At 55.8% G+C, this 21,080-nt stretch carries 12 protein-coding genes and 2 pseudogenes; 10 read left to right on the forward strand and 4 right to left on the reverse strand.

Going from position 1 to position 21,080, the window contains the following annotated elements:
* Positions 1–122: 122 nt before the first annotated feature.
* The 3 genes and pseudogenes from CFR71_RS16945 to CFR71_RS12600 all read right to left on the reverse strand — a co-directional run.
* Positions 123–379, reverse strand: a pseudogene (locus CFR71_RS16945) (IS5/IS1182 family transposase); the annotation flags it as partial.
* A gap of 303 nt (positions 380–682) precedes the next feature.
* Positions 683–1,336: an ABC transporter ATP-binding protein gene (locus CFR71_RS12595; protein ID WP_110531653.1), complete on the reverse strand. Its 654-nt coding sequence runs from the start codon at positions 1,334–1,336 to the stop codon at positions 683–685.
* Positions 1,337–1,421: 85 nt separating this feature from the next.
* Positions 1,422–2,894, reverse strand: coding sequence for an LTA synthase family protein (locus CFR71_RS12600; RefSeq protein ID WP_110531694.1), 1,473 nt, complete (start codon positions 2,892–2,894; stop codon positions 1,422–1,424).
* A 168-nt stretch (positions 2,895–3,062) separates the two neighbouring features.
* On the opposite strand from CFR71_RS12600, the gene CFR71_RS12605 reads away from it, so the two are divergent.
* From CFR71_RS12605 to CFR71_RS12640, 8 genes are all read left to right on the forward strand, one after another.
* Entirely contained in the window at positions 3,063–4,793 is a 1,731-nt protein-coding gene (locus CFR71_RS12605; protein WP_239020409.1) for a capsular polysaccharide export protein, LipB/KpsS family, read from the forward strand.
* Positions 4,786–6,126 (forward strand): capsule biosynthesis protein, encoded by a 1,341-nt coding sequence (locus CFR71_RS12610; protein WP_110531655.1) that lies wholly within the window; start codon positions 4,786–4,788, stop codon positions 6,124–6,126. The genes CFR71_RS12605 and CFR71_RS12610 overlap by 8 nt, the downstream gene beginning before the upstream one ends.
* A gap of 8 nt (positions 6,127–6,134) precedes the next feature.
* Positions 6,135–7,373: a glycosyltransferase family 4 protein gene (locus tag CFR71_RS12615; protein WP_110531657.1), complete on the forward strand. Its 1,239-nt coding sequence runs from the start codon at positions 6,135–6,137 to the stop codon at positions 7,371–7,373.
* Between the two features lie 306 nt (positions 7,374–7,679).
* On the forward strand, positions 7,680–9,143 hold the full coding sequence (locus CFR71_RS12620; RefSeq protein WP_110531659.1) for a mannose-1-phosphate guanylyltransferase/mannose-6-phosphate isomerase: 1,464 nt from the start codon (positions 7,680–7,682) through the stop codon (positions 9,141–9,143).
* A 566-nt stretch (positions 9,144–9,709) separates the two neighbouring features.
* Entirely contained in the window at positions 9,710–10,525 is an 816-nt protein-coding gene (locus CFR71_RS12625; RefSeq protein WP_110531661.1) for an ABC transporter permease, read from the forward strand.
* Between the two features lie 59 nt (positions 10,526–10,584).
* Entirely contained in the window at positions 10,585–11,730 is a 1,146-nt protein-coding gene (locus tag CFR71_RS12630) for a capsule biosynthesis protein (protein WP_133251156.1), read from the forward strand.
* A 55-nt stretch (positions 11,731–11,785) separates the two neighbouring features.
* The gene (locus tag CFR71_RS12635) at positions 11,786–12,928 is read left to right on the forward strand and encodes a polysaccharide biosynthesis/export family protein (protein ID WP_239020410.1); all 1,143 of its coding nucleotides are present in this window, start codon (positions 11,786–11,788) and stop codon (positions 12,926–12,928) included.
* 764 nt (positions 12,929–13,692) lie between these two features.
* Positions 13,693–14,265, forward strand: a complete 573-nt coding sequence (locus CFR71_RS12640; RefSeq protein ID WP_239020411.1) for a sterol desaturase family protein — start codon at positions 13,693–13,695, stop codon at positions 14,263–14,265.
* Between the two features lie 29 nt (positions 14,266–14,294).
* On the opposite strand, the pseudogene CFR71_RS16955 reads toward CFR71_RS12640, so the two are convergent.
* Positions 14,295–14,460, reverse strand: a pseudogene (locus CFR71_RS16955) (IS3 family transposase); the annotation flags it as partial.
* A 240-nt stretch (positions 14,461–14,700) separates the two neighbouring features.
* Here CFR71_RS16955 and CFR71_RS12650 point away from each other — a divergent pair.
* Together CFR71_RS12650 and CFR71_RS12655 are read left to right on the forward strand one after the other, a co-directional pair.
* Entirely contained in the window at positions 14,701–15,684 is a 984-nt protein-coding gene (locus CFR71_RS12650; protein WP_110531669.1) for a tetratricopeptide repeat protein, read from the forward strand.
* Between the two features lie 8 nt (positions 15,685–15,692).
* Positions 15,693–21,062 carry a glycosyltransferase gene (locus CFR71_RS12655; protein ID WP_165832108.1) on the forward strand — a complete coding sequence of 1,790 codons (5,370 nt, stop codon included), beginning with the start codon at positions 15,693–15,695 and terminating at the stop codon, positions 21,060–21,062.
* Positions 21,063–21,080 lie beyond the last annotated feature (18 nt).

A 21,080-nucleotide genomic window follows, 5' to 3' on the forward strand; every position in this document is an offset into this window, starting at 1 on the left:
TGCATCGGGTTTTCTTATAGCTTACGAAAATTTCTTTTGTGCAAAACAGACTTTTTCATAATCTAACCCGATGTACAACCCTTCTGTGAGATTTCCGCGACGAGGGTACATTCAGTCGTGACTTTTGCAAGACCGATTATGTCTCCCATCGACAGCACCGTGTCGGCAAAGGATGGCGCGTCCGCTGCCGTGGCGACAACGCCGGCTGTCACCATCATCTGGCTGCCTTCGGCGCAGAAGCCTGCCGGAATTCGTGGGCGTCCGAACGCCGCATGAGGCGGTTGTCGCGCTGATCTGCCTTCCGGGTGGTGGTTCATCATCCTGCGGTTTCGGCAGCTCGGCCGCGACATCCTGTTTTTGCATCACAGGCGGCTGTCTTCCCATATCGGGTTGCGACAGCACGCCGCTCCTTGAGCCTTGCCCACAGTTTTTTGACCAGATGCCGGTGCCTGTGGATCATGGAACACAGCTCAATTCAACAAATTGACAGGTCCTGAGCCTGGGAAGATAATGACAGCCTGCCCCCCAGGAGACCGTTTGAAACAATCCGCTGATAATGAATGACAAAAGTTTCTGGGCACTGCCTTTTCACAAAAATCTTCACCAAAACCTTTATGATTTCAAAGGATTGTCAGGTCTGCCTTTTCAAACAGACTCTACGGAAAAGACTGTCTCGCATGGGTTACCTGTAAAGTTCGGCCGAGGCTTCGATCGCCTCGTCAATCGTGTCATAGAAGGTCAGGCGGCCATTCTGGAGCACCGCGCCCTTGTCGCAATATTCGCGCAGCATGTTGGGATCATGCGACACCATCACCAGGGTTCCATATTCGCGTCGTTCCAGCAATGCCTCGCGACACTGCAGGCGGAAGGAGTGGTCACCCACCGCCGTGACTTCGTCGATAAGGTAGCAGTCAAAGCGGATGGCAAGCGATACGGCAAAGGCAAGACGCGCCAGCATACCGGATGAGTATGTCTTGATCGGCACATCGAAATAATGTCCCAGCCGGGCAAAGCTGTTTACGTAATCAAGGATGTCATTGATCGGGCGACGATAGATGCGCGCGATGAACCGGGCGTTGTCCGCCCCTGTCAGGCTGCCCTGAAACGCGCCGGCAAATCCCAGTGGCCAGGAAATGGACATGGTGCGCGTGATGCGGCCACTGGTTGGGTATTCGATCCCGGCGATCATGCGGGTCAGGGTGGATTTACCCGCGCCATTGACCCCGATGATGCCAATCGATTCCCCCCGTTCTATGACAAAGGACTGGTGATCCAGCACACATTTGTTTACGCCGCGCGCGTGATAGACCTTGGTGACGTTTTCAAACTCGATCATGGGCTTGTATTCGGGACCTCGGGAAGGGGTCTGACTGGAAAGACAGGATCAGGAACCGGGCGTATCCATATCATCTTTCTTGGTTTCACGCACCAGAAGTCGCCAGCGTGTCACGTAGGAGCAGATCATGCAACTGCGCCGGTGTCAGGTTTCGCGGGGGAACAGGCCGGGTAACCGCCCTGCCGGGGCCGAAGGGAACCATGACATAGGGAGTGCCCCGTGCGGCGGTGGGCACCACCATGGAGGTGATGGAAGGGCGGTGATCGCCAAAGAAAAGCAGGAGTCCCGTGCGGCCCGTGGCGGACAATGTCTCCATCAGCATGTCCAGCATCCGGTCGCTGTTGCGCAGGTGCCGGAAATAATGCGCCAGTGCCGATTTCGGTCCATCCGGTCCCCGGGCGGGCCATGGACCGTGATTTTCCATGCTCACCGCATAGATGAAACCGGGGCCTGCCTGCGCCTTTACTAGTTGTCCGATCCGCTGCGCCAGCGCGACATCCTCCACATAGGGCATGTCGGGACGGGCGGCGTGGGTAAAGCTTTCCTCTCCGATGATGTGGCTGAACCCGCATGCGGGCATCAGCTGCGCGCGCCCGTAAAATCGCAGGTCGTGGGGATGGACGAACGTGCATTCGTATCCGGCCCGTCCCATGATGGCGGGCAGGGAAAGCGCGGTCTCCTTTCGGGCCGTCAGGAAGGGGTCATAGGCGCGAAAGCCCAGCGCCTTTTCATCCACGCCGAACAGGACCCCGTACTCCGTGCGCATCGTATAGGCGCCAAAGCCACTGACATCGAGCGTCCCCCATCGTGATGCCATGCGTCGCGCCCGTGCCAGGGCAGGCAGTTCCGGAAGGGGTAGGGGGGATGGACGGTCCGCGCTGAACAGGTCGGTGGGACAGGCAAAGGACTCACACTGTATGACGATGACAATGTCGTATGCCGGATGCCCGGTTACAGCCGGAGCCTCCGCGATCGGGGTCCGCGCCGTTTCATGCCGCCAGCGGCGCCAGTAAAGGAACAGCGAGCCAGGCAGGCCAAGGCGGCTGATATCGCGTGGCATGTCGGGTCGCGGCGCCCATCGGGCCGCGGGGATGAGGCGCAGCGCCAGGACGCAGGCGATCAGGCACCCTGTCCCCATCAGGTGCGGCAGCGGCAAAAGGGTGCTGCATGTCACCAGCAGCAGGGGCAGCGCGATCAGGCCGCCCACCACCGCGATGCGCCCTGCGGGCGGGATGGAAAAGAGATAGAATTTGGGATGCTGGAGGAAACCGCGCGCGGCGACGACATCGCAGAACAGCATGGGTTCCCCCAGGATCGACAGCTTGATGTTCGATCCGATCACCAGGCAGGTGTTCACCGCCGTTGTCAGCGCCGCCGCCAGCACCGGCGCACCGCACAGGGCCAGCCACATCCCGTATTGCGCCCCCATCAGCAGCCCATCAAGAAGGCAGCGTCGCGGCGATGGCAGGGCACGGCACGACGGTCGCGCCATGCTTTCCACGAAAAAGCCCGCTATGACGGTTATGCCGAGGATAAGAAGGGGAAACCACAATTGCATGGAACAGGACTGCATTCTATCCGGATGGCATAAGTGCGGTGGGCGCGCATACCCTTCTTGCCGATGACGTATGGAAGGGCAAGGGCCAGGCATCGGCCAATCGGAAGTCTGGCGCGGGGTTGGAACCCGTGACCGGGTCGTGGCTTTATCATTGCAGGGGGAAACGAAGTGGCGCGGCATGAGGCTGGTTGCGAAAACACTGTACTGGATGACGCGTTCCTGCTTCGTGCGCCACCCCTGCGTCGCAAGATGCCGGTGCTGGCATCCCGTGGCAGGGGTGAAGAAGACGATGAAGGGGTGGCCCGGATGCTGCGTCTTCGGCTGGGTGGGGAATTCTGGGCCCCTGTCGCGCGCCATGCCCGTCCCGTCATCGTCACGGCCTCCGTGGCTGAACAGCGCAGGCATGGGCAGGCGGGGGTTGCCGCACTTTTCGAACATATCCTCCGGCATGTCCGCCGCAGCGAGGTCATGCTGGTCGTGCGCGACCCGTATGGGGCGGCCGCGCGCGTGGCCCGTCTACGGGGGGTGGCGATGACGCATGGGCCGGTTGACCCGCATGCCCTGCTTGATCATGCGCGGGAGGTTCATGCCCTGGGCCTGTGCGACCTTGTCCGGCTGGCGGCCCTGCGCGGGATCCATGCGCTGGCGTACCGGGTGGCATACCGGGGCGGCGATGTCGCGGGGCGCCGCGTATCGTATGAGGAATGTGTCCGGGACCTGACCGTGCGCACCTGTTACACGGATCCCTTTGATCAGGGCATCGTGCCGTTGGGACGGATTGTCGATATCCTGTCCCTGTGGCGCGACAGGATCCGGGCGAACCGCGAAATCGGCGTCTGCGTGGGCATGGCGCTGTGGAAACGTGAGCGGATCGGCGATTTCCTGGCGCACGCGCCGGGCCATCCGGTGTTCCTGCGCCATGCGAAAGCGGCACTGAAGGTAGCGCAGCAGCGTCATGGCGCCATTGCCGGGTGGGCCACGCGCCTGCCCGAAGGGCTGGTGGACGGGGCCGCGGACATGGGCGTTCCGCTATGGCGGGTGGAGGATGGCTTCGTGCGTTCCGTCGGGCTGGGGAGTGACCTGTGCGTGCCCTGTTCCATCTTCGTGGACCGGCGCGGCATCTATTACGATCCTTCCGGTCCCAGCGATCTGGAGCATATCCTTGCCACGGCGGAGTTTGATGCGGCGCTGAAGGCGCGCGCGCGACGCCTGATCCGTCGCCTGATCGACGAAGGCGTCTCCAAATACGGGCAGGCGGAGGGAGGTTTGTCCGCCCCGGCGTGGAATGCGGCGGGACGGCGCGTGATCCTGGTGCCCGGACAGGTGGCCGATGACCTGTCGGTACGGGCCGGCGGCGGGGAAATCCAGGGTAATCTTGAGCTGCTCCGCGCCGTGCGGGACCATAATCCGGACGCTTTTGTCGTCTATCGACCCCATCCGGATGTCGATGCGGGCCACAGGGCGGGCCACCTGCGGGAGGAAGAGGTCATGAGATATGCCGATTTCATAAGTCGCGGCGGGGCCATAACCAGCCTGATGACGCAGGTTGATGAAATCCATACCCTGACGTCGCTGGCAGGGTTTGAGGGGCTGTTGCGGGGCTGTCGTGTCGTGACTTACGGGGTTCCGTTTTATGCCGGATGGGGCCTGACGACCGATCTGGGAAAGGTACCGTGCGTACGGCGTAACCGTTCCCTGTCCATAGAGGCTCTTGTTGCGGGTACCCTATTGCTTTATCCCCTTTATCTTGACCCCGTTACGCGCCTGCCTTGTGAAGTGGAAACGCTGTTGGCCCGGTTCCGGGAGAGACATATCTGGCGACCACGCCTGTTGACCCGGTTGCGTCAATTACAGGGAAAGCTGACCCACCTGTGCGGAAGAAGAAATAATAATGAATAATGTTTCTGAAAGAAGCGTTGTGGGCGAACGCAGATTTCTTTTTCTGCAGGGATTGATGGGGCCATTTTTCCGCGAACTTGGCAAAGCCTTCCGCAAGACCGGCTATGGCGTCTACAAGATCAATTTCAATGGTGGCGACCGCCTGTTCTGGGGGCTGCCCAACGGTATAGACTTCACTGGCACCGATGAAGAGTGGCCTGATTTTTTTCAAAATGTAATAAAGCGTTACCGTATTACTGATGTAATTCTGTTCGGGGACTGTCGTCCCCTGCACCGGGTCGCCATCGCGGCGTGCGCCAGGATGCATATTCCCGTGCATGTGTTCGAGGAAGGTTACATCCGTCCTGACTGGGTCACGCTTGAACTCGGCGGCGTCAACGGCCATTCCGCCCTGCCCCGCGATCCCGAGTGGTATCGCAGGGAAGCGGCCCTGCTGCCACCGATGCCGCCGCATCACCCTGTCCCCTCGTCCTTCCGCCGTCGCGCGCTGGAGGCCGTGGCCTACAATTCCGCCGACCTGCTGAGCCGCTGGCATTACCGCCACTGGTGTGATTACCGCCCGTGGCATCCGCTCAAGGAAGGGGTGGGCTGGATCAAGCGCCTGCGCCGGCGCAAGGCCGCGACCGAGGAAGCCATGCAGATCGTCCAGCGGGTCGAGACGCAGCATATTCCCTACATGCTCTTCCCGCTCCAGCTTGACGCCGATGCGCAGGTGCGGCTGCATTCCCCCTTCTCGGGAATGGAACCGGCATTGCGCAAGGTCATCCATTCCTTCGCCACGAATGCCCCGAAGGATCTGGTCCTGCTGGTCAAGGAGCATCCGCTCGACAATGGGGTGCGTGACTGGCGCGCGCTGACGCGCCAGATCGCGCAGGCGGAAAATGTCGCGGACCGGGTCTATTTCCTTGAAGCGGGCGATATCGCGGTCATCGTGCGCACGGCGCAGGGGGTGGTCACCATCAACAGCACGACAGGCACGCTGGCGCTGTCCTCGGGCGTTCCGGTCATCACGCTGGGTGAGGCGGTGTATGATATCCCCGACATAACGGACCAGAATGGTCTTGATAATTTCTGGGCCCATCCGACGCCTCCGGACGCGGCGACCTTCAACGCGTTCTACCGGGTGCTGGTGAACCGCTGCCTGATTGCGGGCGGTTTCTTCTCCCCCGAAGGATTGTCGAGCCTGGTCGAGGGCGTGATCCAGCGTGTCTCGCAGGTGTTGCCCGCGCATAACCGCATGGCCCGCGTGCCGGACAAGGTTGCTTCCGCCCCCGCCCTGTCGGAAGTGGTGCGGGTGTCGCGCAACGTGGTCGTGCCTGATGGTGTGCGCTGACATCCATCATGCAGCGCTGTCCTTATATCTATCTGGATATTTCCCGCCTGATTGCCCGGGCCGGCTCTGTCGTGCCAACCGGGATAGATCGGATCGAATTCGAATATGCCGACTATCTTTTGCGCCATGGCGCGGGGCGGGTAACGTTCGTCGCGATTTCCCCGCTGGGGACCATTGTTCCGCTGCCGTTTGACCGGGCCGAAAACTTCATAAGGATGACGGAAAAGGTATGGCAGGGGCAACATGCCCTGTGCCGTGACGTGCGCGGCGCGGCGCGGCGGATGGTGCAAAAAGCGATGTTCGGGGGGGCTTTCCGCCCGGAAGCGGCACAAGGGTATGATAAGCCGGTTTACCTGCTGTTATCGCACCATCACCTGAATCGCCCGGCCAGTATCGAACGGTTCCTGCAGCGGCAGGGGGCGTGTCTCGTGCCGATGGTGCATGACCTCATCCCCATCGAATATCCTGAATACGCGCGCCCGCGCGAACCCGCCCGGCACGAGGCCCGGATGAATACGGTCCTGGCGCTGGCGCGGGGCGTGATCGTCCCATCGCAGGTCGTGGCGGACTCACTGACGCGGTATGCGCGTCACAAGCGCAATGGACTGCCGATCCGCGTGGTAACGCATGGCGTTGTGGAAGGAGCAGCCTGCACCCCTGCTGCCGGGAATCCGCATCCCTATTTCGTCTGCCTGGGAACGATCGAGCCACGTAAAAACCATCTTCTGCTGCTTAACCTGTGGCGCGCGATGGTGGAATGCAATGGCGCGAACAATGTTCCCCACCTTGTTCTGGTGGGACGCCGGGGGTGGGAAAATGAGAATATCCTGGACATGATCGAACGCTGCCCCGCCCTGCAGGGTGTCGTAAGGGAATGCAACGGGCAGTCCGATCCCGAGGTGGCGGCGCTGCTGCTGGGCGCGCGTGGGCTGCTGTTTCCCTCATTCGCCGAAGGATACGGCCTGCCCCTGTCGGAAGCCCTGAAACTCGATGTCCCGGCCGTCTGCAGCGATATCCCTGTTTTCCATGAGATCGCGGGCAAGGCTGCGACCTATGTCGATCCTCTTGACGGCATGGGATGGCGCCGGGCGATCGAGGACCTGATGACAGGCAGCATAGATGACCATCGGCCGGGCAGGAAGCTTGCCACGGCGAAGCTCTTTTCGTGGCCCCGGCAGGTGCGCGAGGGCCTTTCGTTCATCGAGGACCTGTACGGTTCCGGCGAATTGCACGAGAGGTGCCCGTGAAGATCGGAATATGACATGATATCAGGGGAATAGCCTGCCGCGTGCTTGACCGGGCAGAATTAATTGAACAGGATATTGAAACTTTGGCTCGAAAAAACCGTCTGTATACAACATCGGATTGTCAGGATTTCAGGAGCCTGGGAAATTTGACATCATAACAACACGTTATACTCAGGCCTGACGTATGAAAATTTATGCATCCGGAGAAATTACAAATAATATATGTAATATCTCATGCGATGGTAGATTTTCAGATACATATTTGTTATAGAATTATAAGAAAAAATTAGGGGGTTTGTAATGTCCATGCTTAAGAAATCTTCAACAGTTTCAGAAAAGCTTCCTGATAATACAAACTCTGTCATACCTGTTATCTTATCTGGCGGATCCGGCAGCCGCCTGTGGCCGGTTTCGCGGAAAAGCTTTCCCAAACAGTTCTGGCCCCTGCTGTCGCAGCAGACGCTGCTTCAGGAAACGGCGCTGCGCGGCATCTCGTGCGCGGTTGGCGCGCCGATCGTCGTGTGCAACCAGGAACATCGCTTCATCATTGCCGAGCAGCTGCGCGAGGTCGGAATTACCGACGCCCGTATCGTCCTGGAACCGATGGGACGAAACTCGGCGCCGGCGATTGCCGCCGCCGCCCTGCTGGTCGCGGAAACCGACCCCAATGCCGTTCTGTGGATCATGGCCGCCGACGCCGCCATCAGCAAGCCGGAGAACCTCAAGGACGTTCTGGGGCGCGGCGTGCAGGCCGCGCGTGAAGGGCATATTGTCACTTTTGGCATGACCCCGACGCGGCCGGATACCGGATACGGCTATATCCGGCTCGGGCCGCAACTCGCGGACATAGGGGGCGTCTATCAGGTTTCGTCCTTCATAGAGAAGCCCGATGCCGCCCGTGCCGAGGAAATGCTTGGCACCCGGGAATATCTGTGGAATTCCGGCATGTTCCTGTTCCGTGCCAGCACGATCCTTGAAGAACTGGAGCAGTATGCCCCGGATGTGCTTGCGGCCGTGCGCCAGTCCGTCAAGGAACAGACAAGGGATGTGGACTTTATCCGCCTTAATCCGACATATTTTTCTGAATCCCCCGACATATCGATCGATTATGCCGTGGCGGAACGAACGCAGCATGCCGCCGTCGTGCCTGCCGATCTGGGCTGGTCCGACGTTGGCAGCTGGGATGCGCTGTGGGAACTGAGTGAAAAGGATGAGGACGGCAATGTCGCCAGTGGCGATGTCTTCCTATCCCACAGCCGCAACTGTTATGTGCGATCGGACGGAATTGTCGCCGCGGTCAGCGGCGTGGACGACCTGATTGTCGTCGTGACGCAGGATGCGGTGCTGGTGTCACACCGCGATCATGCACAGGACGTGAAGCAGGTCGTGTCCCGGCTCGAGGCGGCGGGCCGTCCCGAAGCGAGGACCCACAACCGCAACTATCGTCCATGGGGCTTTTACGAGGGTCTGACCAAAGGGGATCGTTTCCAGGTGAAGCGGATCGTGGTTGACCCGGGTCGCAAGCTGTCGCTCCAGAAGCATTTCCACCGTGCGGAACATTGGGTGGTGGTGGAAGGCACGGCCATTGTCACGCGTGACAATGAAGAGCATATGGTTCGTGAAAACGAAAGCATCTACCTGCCGCTGGGTTCTGTCCATCGCCTCCTGAATCCCGGACGCATTCCCCTGACCCTGATCGAGGTGCAGTCAGGCCCCTATCTGGGGGAAGATGACATCGTGCGTATCGAAGACGATTATGCCCGGGTCTGAGTGATATCTGTCAAAGCCCATCGGGATTCCCCCCGATGGGTGAAGCGGTATGAAGGGCGTTTTTGAGGAGCTGAATCGTCTCCCGCCCATGTCGTGCCATAATTTGGACTTAAATCCGCATCATAAAACACACCATCTGCAACAGCAGGGTGGTGCGTATCTCTTCTCTCATATGTATTGAGTGTGTATCCGCATAGCATAAGTCCCATCCGGGGCTTTTTTTACCAGTTATCCTGATATGTTTCTGCAAACCTGCGGCCCGGTGCAGGGCCTGCCGCGGAGGGCTACGTGTACGTGATATGGTTTATGCATGTTCCTGCCCTGCCGATCAGGTTTCAGTAACGTTTCATAACATGAAAATGGCGAAAGATTGGGGTACCAGTCTGATGATGACGGGGCGGATCGCTTCCGTCTCGACAAGGAGGAACAGGTGGGGTAAAGGAAGCTCCGGCTTATTTTGTTCATTGTCCTAATATGACTACAGGGCCAATTCATGGAGACCGGCAAGAAATGCCCAGTAAGTAATTCGCTTGCGGGTATCCAACTGCTAGTGGATTAGCAAAGATATGGCGCAGGCAAAGAGACAGAGGTATTCTGAATTCGAACTTCTTAAAAACGGTTTCAGTACTCAGTGGCATGTCATTGGCGCTCTTATCATCCGAGAGCTGCATACGCGTTTTGGTCGTGATAACATAGGTTTTCTGTGGGTTATGATAGAGCCTTCCCTGCTCACGATCGGCGTTACAATGATTCATTTTGTCGATGGCCCGTTTGCGCATGTCGGTATGCCGGTCGGATCTTTCATCGTGTCGGGCTACACATTTTTTTGCCTGTTCCGTTCGGTGGTCAATCGTTCCAGTGGGGCGATCGATGCCAATCGTACGCTGCTCTATCATAGAATAGTCACGATTTTTGATATCCTCGTTTCCCGTGCCATTCTGGAAGCGGCTTCCACCATTCTCGCGGTGATTTTCCTCTCACTCCTGATGCAGTCGTTATCGGTCGGTTTCCTGCCGCAGCGCCCCCTGTTGATGATTTGTGGACTGGCGCTGTTGACATGGTTTGCGTTCGCGCTGTCCATGATTCTTGCGGCATATAGTGAAAAGTCTTCAGTGATCGAACGACTTGCCCATCCTGCGATGTATCTGAGCATGCCGATATCCGGAGCATTCACATTGCAACAGACAATGCCAGATCCCATCAGATGGTATTTCTCATGCTTCCCAACGACGGAGATGTTCGAATTCATCCGTGAAGGACAGTTCGGCTTCTATACGAGCGATTATACCTATCCCGTCTATGCGATTGGCTGGTGTCTGGTATTGACCTATATCGGACTGATAAGCATCAGGAAAATCCGCAAGGACGTCCATCTGGGCTGAAATAGCCACATTCGGATCGATATGTTATATGGCCGTGCCACTCCAAGATAAGAGATAGTATGATCAACGCTGATACGCATTCTGGCATAGCGGCATTTTTGCGGCGACATGCGCCTGTTCTTATCGTCGTGGTTCTGCCTACGTTCCTGGCTCTTGTGTATTATACGTTGATTGCAAGCGGACAGTATGAGTCCGAGGCCGCGTTCGTGGTCAAGGACAGCCGTCCCGCCCCCCGCTCAAGCAGTTCAAGCACCTCGATGATGGGGGCGACCACCGGCATGGCCATGGCTGCCGGTAGTGGTGGGGCGGGCCTTGCGGAAAATTTCGCCGTCAATACGTACCTCAAATCGCACGACGCCGTGGATTCCCTGCAGCAGCGGCTCAACCTGGTGGCGATGTACCGTCATCCGGACATAGATATCCTGTCACGACTGTTCTACGCGCATCCGACGCCTGAACGCCTGCTGTGGTACTACCTGAATCATATTGACGTCGTATTCCATGAAGACACGGGTGTCACCACCCTGGACGTACGGGCCTTCCGTCCGGAGGACGCCAAGCGGATCGCGGATGAACTTCTGAAGCTTGGCGAAGAACGTATCAATGAATTCAACAGGTTGGTGTCTGAAAATACCATCAAGGCTGCGGATGAGGAAGTCGCCATCGCGGAAAAACGTGTCAAGGACGTCCAGCACCGCATGACGGCATTCCGCCAGAGGTCGGGTGATATTGATCCTACGAAATCCAGTGTCGTCGGAATCAGCCTGATCGGTCAGCTGGAGACAGAACTGGCGCAGTCGGATACCCAGCTTGCCCAGATGCTGCGTAACCTCAATGCCTCAAGCCCCCAGGTCCTGACGATCAAGCAGCGTATCAAGGCCCTTAACGAGGAGATCGAGGCCCAGCGTCGCTTGACCCAGAAGACAAAGGGTGTCTACGCCAATATCGCAGATTATGACGAACTGATGCTGGATCGTGAGTTTGCCCAGGAAGCCTATATGACATCGGCGTCGGAACTGGAAACAGCGCGCTCGGCAGCCCGTCAGCAGCAGGTATATGTCGTACGCGTGGTGGAGCCGAACCTGCCGGGAATGGCGACCTATCCCCGTATTTTCCTTATGACTCTGGCTGTGTTCGTTGGTTCGGGCCTGACCTTCATGATCGGTCGGCTGCTTATTACCGGGATGCGTGAACATGCGATCTAGGGTATGGACGAACGCGCTCTTCACGCAGAAAATTCTTTCAGGATGGAAAAGGGCAGTGGTCGCGGGGCTTCTGCCGATGGTCCTTCTGGCAGGGTGCGATACACTTCCTGACAGCGGCCCTACGGAATCCGGCGTCAAAAGCGCCCAGTCCAATCCAAAGAAAAATACCATCGGTTATGGAATCGTGCAGGTCAGCCCGGACCTGATCACGCTGCTCAACAGCGAGGCGCCGCCCCTGTTCTCCAATATCGAGCAGTCGTCCGCCATGGCGCATTACAACAGTGATCGCGCCGGTCCGGGGGACATGCTTGATATCGACGTGTATGAAATGGGCAACAGCCTGTATCTCTCGTCCTCCAGCACCAATCCGGTCCCCGGTATCGCCAGAAGAAGCACATTCTCGTCCATCCTCGTGAATGGGGATGGCACGATCGATATGCCGTATGCCGGACATCTTCAGGTAAGCGGACTGACATCGGATGAAATCGCGGACAGGATACGCGCCGCCCTGAAAGGGAAGTCCCAGTCGCCGCAGGTAATGGTGCTGATTTCGAAGAACCTGACGAATTCCATCATCGTATATGGCGATGTCGCCAAACCCGGCCGTCTTCCGCTGACACTGCATCAGGAACGCCTGGTGGATGTCGTGGCACTGGTGGGGGGAGGACTGCATCAGCCGGAAGACACGACGGTCCAGCTGACGCGGCATAACCAGATCGCGGAAGGTTCGCTGAAGCTGATCGAGGACAATCCCGAACAGAATATCCTGATGGAAGCGGGCGACCGGCTTCAGCTGATTTACGAACCCCGGACATTCACCGTATTTGGCGCGGTCGGAAAGCCGACGGAAACGCCGTTCACGAAGTCCAGCGTTACCCTGGCGGAAGCGCTGGCAAAGGTCGGGGGGCCACAGGACGCCCGCGCGGATCCGAATGCGGTGTTTGTCTTCCGCTATGAAAGTCCCCAGATCGCCGAGCGTCTGGGGCTGCCGGTGGATCCCCAGAAGCCGCTTATCCCCATCATTTACCAGATTGACATGATGAACCCGGTAAGCTTTTTCCTTGCCCAGCATTTCATCATGAAAAACAAGGATACGATTTATATCGCGAACGCAAAAACCAACAAGATTTCCAAGGTGTTCAATCTGATCAATACGCTGATCGCACCTGGTATGTCGGCTGGTAGAAGCATGCAGTGATCCGGTGTGGGGACATTGGTTCAGGGGGGCCATGAAAGGCATGAATGCCCTTTTTTCGACAATCTCGTCCTCTACCCCTTGATCCGGTCAGGGCCCGGTCGCCTGGTCATTGCCTGTCAGGGACAATCCGGCGCCGGTTATGGCGGTTCTGGACGAATTACGAAGAGAAAAGATTTGTGACCGTGCATTGCCAGAACCATGACGGTTGATGAAGGTTGAAAACAGGGAAACCACCGGGTTCCGCTATGGGGGCCGTTCCCTGCATGGATGGGTCCGCCATACGTGGATGCGGGAATGCCGTTCTGGATGTGTATGATCGTTTAACGGTATGATTTTGTTGTAAAAGTTTAAAGTTCTGTGGATTGAAGCAATTCCAGGACCTGTCATATTGGTGCTTGGGAGACGTTGGGGACAGTCATGCCTCGAAGCATGCAGGGATACGTGTGATACGAAGGCTGCTTCAGGAAACGGTGGATGGAACATATTATCCGGCCATGGGTACGAATAATCTTGATCCTGTCCCATGTGCCTCGTATCTCAGGCGATCAGGCATATATAATGAGGATGTCTGATGAGGAGGAATTCCTTCCCCAAGGGTAGCCTGGGTTTTCTGGAATAATCGGGCAGTATGAGGTCAGGGCAGGCTGGTACGTACGACGGACGATTTTCTGCTTATGTTCCAGATCGGTTTTGCGAGGGTAGCCAGCATGCAGGGTAACGACAGGCAGAAGATGGAGGAACCGGTACGGCTATTCAGGAATTCCATGCTTGAACGCCTGACCCTCCTGTCCTTTCGCGTGTTCCTGTGCGTCTGGTTGCCGCTTCTTGCCATGGCGCTGGCCTATGGCGCATGGCGTTCCTCTTCCGTCATGGGGTTCATCCTGTGGACGGCTATCGGGTTTGCGGTCTGGTTCCCCACCGAATATCTGCTGCACCGCTTCCTGTTCCATCTGCAGGCACGTTATGTGGCCGTGCAGTCGCTGGTCTATCTGCTGCATGGAAACCACCACGAACAGCCGAACCATCCCCTGCGGAACCTCATGCCGCTCAGCGTGACGATCCCGCTGGCGGGGATCATCTGGGGCGTGGGCGTTTTCATGCTTGGATCAGGTCGGGGCGGAAGCCTGGCCGCCGGTTTCTTTGGCGGTTACGTGTTTTATGATGTGATCCACTATTCCTGCCATCAGTTCCCGATGCGTGGGCCATTGCTACGTCGGCTGAAAATCCATCACATCAACCATCATTACCGTGACCATCACACCAATTATGGCATTACCAGTACCTTTATTGACCGGACGTTCCATACACTGCTCGTGATACAGCAGAAGAAATCCTGATCCCTTTTGTCCGAAGACGTCTGGCCACACGGCGCGGTGGTCATGCGTGGCTTCTGGGAGATCGCGCCCGCAAGCCCATTCTCGCCACGAACCGGTGAGCCCGCCTGCAGCCGACATCGTGGCCAAGACGACGAAGATGCCGGATCATCTGACGGGGGACCCGTAATACGGTGTTTCCAGGAACTGCGCGTCGACCGGATTATAGCTTATCGCCCTGTCCGAAAAACGGGGGCCATCTCTCAAGGAGATGCAGATGAACGCCATACGAAGCGACAGGACAGACAGATCATTCGCAGCCATGATCCATCTTTCAACCGCGATCATTAATTCATGATAATTCCCAATAGGCCTTATTGCCTCTTCCTTCTTCTAAAATAGCATGCGATAAATCATCGTATTACGTATTTCCTTCTGCTTGGTTTATGCGAATCTCGAATGAATATGTTCCAAAATCATAAATTACGATCCAAAGCACGGAGTGCTGCACGGAGCAAGCAGTGGGGACAGGCCGCCAACTGGTACAGCAAGCTCTGCGCGCAACGCCACCCTTCCGTAAAGGACTTGATCCAGTTCGGACATGCCCTGAAAGAAGATGGACAGCTCGACAAGGCGCTGGAAGTTTATCTACGCGCGGCGAATGCCCATCCATATAACGTGGATGCTCAAAGACAGGTCGGGATTTTTTTGAAAATCCGGGGACACAGGCAGGAAGCGGCAACCTATTTTGCCCGCGCCCTGGCGATAGACAGCAAGCTGAGTGACATACGTGATGAACTCAGTAGTGTTGGCGTCAATGATGATGCTGCACTCGATGCGTACCACCTGCGCGGTGGTTTGGCTGGCGGGGATGCCAAAAAGAAACCATTCAACCTGCTGACCCGTCTGCGTACGGCTCTGCCATTGAAACAGGCCCGCGCGGCCGCTCGCAGAATGGCGTGGCCGCAGGCAGAGGAAAATTATAGGAAAATCCTGAAACAGGATCCGGATCAGGTCAGATGCCTTGTCCAGTGCGGTCACGCGCTTCGGGAACAGGGCAAGGCGGAAGAGGCCGTTGACTGCTACAGGCGCGCCCTGCTTCTGACGCCTCGCGATCCTGATATCTATATTTATCTCGGGGCTGCGCTGAAGCATCTGGGACGTATCGACTCTGCCTTGGGGGCATATCTGGCAGCATGGCGGCTCAGGCCAGGACTGCCAGCAGCAGTACAGGAAATACGCGCAATCAGCGGTGATTTGGAAGATGGCCAGATAGCTGAACTGTCGGGGATGTATCTTCGTGTGGATCCATCACAGCATGACGGAACCGTGCCTGTATCCAACGAAAACAGGGGACGGCAGCTTTCTGAGGTATCTGGTCTGGATCGAGAGCAAAGCGCTATTTTCAAGTTTCTCGCTGGTTCTCTGGCATATAAGGAATAATGGTTTCCATGCGTATCGTCGTTGATTTGCAATCTTGCCAGAATGGTAGTCGTCACCGTGGCATAGGCCGTTATGCCATGAGCCTGACCAAGGAAATGATTGCTGTTGGCAAGGAGCATGAGTTTCTGATTTTCCTGACCGACCGTTTCCCCGGATCAGTTGAATATGTCCGAAACGAACTTGCTGATTTCATTTCGCAGGATTCCATTCACGTCTGCTGCCTGCCGCCTGATCATCTGGCCACCACTGATCCGGAAAGTGCATGGCGTACACGGGCGGCAGAAGTCCTCCGTTCTGCCTATATAGCTCATCTGGAACCTGACATGGTGTTTATTCCCAGTCCTTTTGAAGGGCTGTGGGACAACGTGGTCGTTTCCCTGGATCCGGCCCCCTATCCTGTCGCGGCTACCGTGCATGACCTGATCCCGCTGGAAGATCCTCAACTTTATCTTCCAGCCCAGAAGGATCGGGAAGCCTATCTTCGTCGTATGCACAATGCAAGACAGGCCGATCTGCTCATTGCCATATCTTCTTTTGTGGCAAACGAAGTAAAACAGTATCTGGCGGTTGATCCGCAGAAAGTCATTGTAGCATATAATGGTATTGATCGCGGGTTTAAGCCCGCGTCTATTAACGATATCGACCGCAAGAAACTATTCACGCGCCTAGGAATTTCACGACCGTTTGTCCTCAATACCAGTCCGCTAGAAGCCCGCAAGAACCTTGAGGGACTGATTGCGGCATTTGGTAGCATGGAACCGCAGGTCAGAAAGAGCCACCAGCTTGTCATTGTCGGCAAGATGGATGACTATGCCCGCAATTATTTGAATAAACTTGCACAAGCGGAAGGCCTTGCGCCCGATACGCTCGTACTGACGGGTTTTGTCCCGGACGCGGATCTTATCGCCCTGTACGCGGAATGTGCCCTCTTCGCGTTTCCTGCGTGGAGCGAAGGATTTGGTCTGCCACCACTTGAGGCCATGGCCTGTGGCGCCCCCGTCATTGTTGCGAACACGACTTCCCTTCCCGAAGTGGTCGGGCGGCCTGACATGATGGTTGATCCGTCATCTCCGCCCGTGTTCGGGCAGGCGATGCAGCGTATCCTGACCAATCCCGCACTGCAGGAAGAATTACGCACCTTCGGTATTGAACGGGCAAAGACATTTACGTGGACACGCGCCGCACAGATCATTCTCAATGCATTTGAAAAAATACATGCCGAACATAAAGTAAAACCTGTCGTCAAAAAAACGGCGATGGAGCGACCCCGTATAGCATTTGTATGTACGCAGATAGATACGGACAGTTTCGTGGCAGGACGTATCGCTGGACTGGTGACTACTCTTGCCACAAAATGTGATGTAACATTGTTTTGTCACCCCAAAAGCGGGCAACTCGATCAGTGGATCGGCGCACTGGTTGAATATCGCGAATTTGGTCGGCTGTCGTGGGAAGTTTCCCAGTTTGATCAGGTCATCTATGCCGGGGACTACCGTTCTCTTCCCGAGCTTTTGCCAGTCATAACATTGTATCCAGGCATCTGCCTATTGCTGAAGCCCCTGCAGTTTGATGACAAGTCCAAAGCTGAGGGGCTGCTGTCCACATCACAGCAGCAGATCATGACAAATCCGGGCCTGGCAGATCTCATTCTGGCTACGCCCGATCTGTTCGGTACCAGCCAATGGAATGATCTGGCGGAAGCAAGCCTGTCCCGGATTGCTCTGCTTACGTTACGGGAAGGGCGCGATTCACTGCCTCTCCTGCCTATGGCTGGTGATGTCTATGCTGCGAAAGATTATCGCGCGTTCATGGGTGTTTCTGAACAGAGTGCGCTGATCGTTGCGATTGCATCGCATAGAGACAGGGTTGGTCCACTCTTGCAAGCCTTCCGGACTGCGGCATCCGCAGCAACCGATGTACACATGATGATACATGTCATCGGGGAAGACATGGACATTACCGACCCGCAGGCCGGACAGGTTCTGCGTTTGCAGGGCAATATTCACTATTTCAGCGGGCCGCTGGAATCATATTACCGTGGTATTGTATCGGCTTCGAATCTGATTCTACTGGATTCCGACGTACCTGCGGATATTGTCGCACGCTGCATCAATGATGTCGAAGACCTGCACAAAACCGTTGTGCCCGATGCCGATATCAACCCTGACCTTCCCCAGAAAATTTCTGAAATACTCCTGAAATTACGTAAGAATCGTACGCGAGCGCCAGACATGGTGACTCTCACCTCTACCAAATCAGTTACGGTATGGGTGCGCGCGATCATGGAAGCGGTGGAAACGCTCGCTAATAGAAAAACTTCACAGCTTTTATATGTAGGAAAACACCTGCCCGGAAGTGTCCGCTCCAAACGTGCGGATTCGAACGATTTGGGAAATGTTTCCCGTGCTCTGAAGCACAATATGTCTCTGGACCGGGAACCCGGCATATTCATTGATATTACGGCCTACGTAAAATCAGACTCTATCCGACGCCTTGATTTCACTGCACGGCAACAACTTCTTTCCTTACTCAGTTATAGTGGAAAAAAAGTCCGGGCAGTTTACAGCTCTGGCAATAAATTCATTAGTGCCAATGAATTTATGGGTAAAGTTGCCAACCTCAAAAATCTGCACCTGTCGGATGAAGTTCTGAGCATAAGGCCGGGCGACCGCATTGTCGGACTGGATTTCCTGTACTCACCTATCCAGTCGGATACAGTTCAGGCCTGGCAGGAAGCGCAGGCATACGGTGCCAGTCTCCTCTATTTTGCCGCAGGTAAATTCGCGGCGTGGGGAGCATGTGAAAAACAACTGGCGGAAATCATCATTAACTGGGCCAATCAGGTTCCTTTCGACCTGTCCAGTCATCTGGTTGTTCCACGCAAGGCGCAAGACCGGAATGTGTCAGAAACGCAACTGACTGATTTGCTGAGCGATCTGCCTTCTCTGGAAATAGCTGTCAGTATTTTTTCACTTGACGGCTGTCCGACCGAATTCGTGGTACCCAGTTCAAATGATGATCTTATTATTGAAAATGCACCGAAATCACTGAACAACGCGATTCTGGACCTGGAGAATCACGTTGTAGTAGCAGGGAATGTCGATTTCTTAGTGCAGTATACTGTCATGGGGCATATACTTGGAAACTACAGCCTTGCGATCATCAATCGTGCGGTAGCGACCTCGCTGGAGCAGTCATACCCGGGACAGACGCATTTCCTCCCGATCGAGACACATCCCATTACATCCATTGATGGGGTGCCGGCGGATGAAAGGCCGCTGATGGGCGAACTGTGTTCAAGGCCCCGTCCCAATCCAGACCATGAGGTCATCATCAGTCAGCACTGGCCGGTCATGCCGCCCAAATCCTACTCGAGGCTGGCGCTTTCCCTGTTCGCATGGGAAGAAACACGGGTTCCAAAGGATCTTGTACAGACCCTTACCAATGGCTTTGATGCGATTATTGCGCCGGCCCAGTGCGTAACGGATGCCCTTAGCCTGTCTGGCTGTCGCCTGCCGATCGCTACGATCGGCCAGCCGGTAGAACTGGCCTCTATGCGGGCACTGGCACGGACCCGGCAGCCGGTCCAGAGGCCGCTCCAGCGTTTTCTCCATATTTCTTCGTGCTTTCCGCGTAAGGGGGTTGATGTCCTCCTGGCTGCATGGGCGCAGGCCTTTACCAAACGCGACAATGTCGAACTGACCATCAAAACATTTCCGAACCCGCATAATGACGTGGAACAGCAACTCGCTGCCTTGCGCAAGCAGTACGCTGACATGGCGCCCGTCCATATCATCAATCGGGATGTAGAGCGTCGGGAGATTCTCGAACTCTATAAAACGGCAGATGTGATGGTTCTGCCTTCGCGGGGTGAAGGGTATAATCTGGTCGCTCTGGAAGCAATGATCGCTGGCTTGCCCCTGATCGTAACCGGGTATGGAGGACAGCGGGACTTCTGTGGCCCCCGACAGGCAAGACTGATCGATTTTAAGTTTGCACGTTCCAATAGTCACGTCACGGGTAGTCATTCCCTATGGGTCGAACCCGATGTAGATGATCTGGTAACCGCATTGCGGGAGTGTATTGATCCTGCGAATGTCCAGCTGATCGAAGAACGTCGACAGAATGCACTGACGGCAGCAAATATTGAAAATGACAACGCTGCCTGGGTAAGACGTTTAAACGGCATGGTGCATGATCTACTCCAGCCCCAGAATCTGGCCATACCTGAAATAGGGTGGGTCAGTACATGGAAAATTCAGTGTGGAATCGCTGAATATTCGAATTACCTGATACAGCACATCAGTAATGAGCAGAGGGAACATATTACTGTTTTCTCGGATTATAATTCAGAACCTGATGAAAAAATAAGCACCGAATCTGTCAGCTTCATACCTGCATGGCACCGTATCGGTGATACTGCCAATGAAATTGTCGCAGCAGCAAAAGCACAGAATAAGGAAGCCCTTGTTATCCAGCATCAGGATGGACCAATTCCATGGAACCAGTTGGCAAGGATTGGAAATCATACTGACCTGTCCGACATGGTGACGATAGTCATTCTTCATAGTCCACGTAACATGCGGCATATGTCTGAAGAAGACATCTCAATGACCGTGGCAGGACTTGCAAAAATGTCGCGTGTTCTTGTCCATAATATTGACGATCTAAACTATCTGGTGAGTCTGGGTCTGCAAAACAATATTGGCCTGTTCCCGCACGGTGCCTTTGCGCCCCAGCATATACCCACGCCTCGTACACTGGGCCCACAGGATGCGCCTGTAATTGGCTGTCATGGTTTCTTCTTCCGTCATAAAGGAATTGATAAATTGATTCTGACGGTTGCAAAGTTGCGGCGTAAATGGCCCAACATAAAACTGAGACTACTTAATGCACGCTTTCCGGATGGTGCAAGCGATCAGTGCATTGAACATTGCCGTGCGCTAGCGAACAAACACGGGCTTAAGGATGCCATTGAATGGCATCTCGACTTTTTGCCTTTGTCGAAAATTGAAGAGCTACTAAAGGGCTGTGACCTGATTGTCCTGCCTTATGACGACAGTAATGATTCCGCCAGTGGTGCAATACGGACAGCCCTGGCCAGCATGGTTCCGCTTGTCGCCACTCGGGTCAATATCTTCCGTGAACTGGAGGGGGCCATTGCGTTTGCTGATAATAACGATCCGGATACATTGGTAGAAACAATTGCTCCGTTACTGGAAAGTCCAGAAAAACGGCACGCTGTACAGGTCTCAATGCATGAATGGCTGTTGGCTCATGACTGGCAGCAGATTGCAAAGGGACTGGAAGATATGATTTATGGATTGGTACGCCAGAAACGTCTGGGCTGGGATCATCCGCGTAATCGCATTAATTAACTTTCGTAAGACGGAAAA

It is taken from the genome of Novacetimonas pomaceti, assembly GCF_003207955.1.
Classification (GTDB): Bacteria; Pseudomonadota; Alphaproteobacteria; order Acetobacterales; family Acetobacteraceae; genus Novacetimonas; species Novacetimonas pomaceti.

Bases quoted from the DNA above. Each gene is read 5' to 3' on its own strand.
- CFR71_RS12625 (WP_110531661.1), top strand. From the start codon at position 9,710: ATGGCGCAGGCAAAGAGACAGAGGTATTCTGAATTCGAACTTCTTAAA.
- CFR71_RS12620 (WP_110531659.1), top strand. From the start codon at position 7,680: ATGCTTAAGAAATCTTCAACAGTTTCAGAAAAGCTTCCTGATAATACA.
- CFR71_RS12615 (WP_110531657.1), top strand. From the start codon at position 6,135: ATGCAGCGCTGTCCTTATATCTATCTGGATATTTCCCGCCTGATTGCC.
- CFR71_RS12650 (WP_110531669.1), top strand. From the start codon at position 14,701: ATGAATATGTTCCAAAATCATAAATTACGATCCAAAGCACGGAGTGCT.
- CFR71_RS12595 (WP_110531653.1), bottom strand. From the start codon at position 1,336: ATGATCGAGTTTGAAAACGTCACCAAGGTCTATCACGCGCGCGGCGTA.
- CFR71_RS12655 (WP_165832108.1), top strand. From the start codon at position 15,693: ATGCGTATCGTCGTTGATTTGCAATCTTGCCAGAATGGTAGTCGTCAC.
- CFR71_RS12630 (WP_133251156.1), top strand. From the start codon at position 10,585: ATGATCAACGCTGATACGCATTCTGGCATAGCGGCATTTTTGCGGCGA.
- CFR71_RS12640 (WP_239020411.1), top strand. From the start codon at position 13,693: ATGCTTGAACGCCTGACCCTCCTGTCCTTTCGCGTGTTCCTGTGCGTC.
- CFR71_RS12610 (WP_110531655.1), top strand. From the start codon at position 4,786: ATGAATAATGTTTCTGAAAGAAGCGTTGTGGGCGAACGCAGATTTCTT.
- CFR71_RS12600 (WP_110531694.1), bottom strand. From the start codon at position 2,894: ATGCAATTGTGGTTTCCCCTTCTTATCCTCGGCATAACCGTCATAGCG.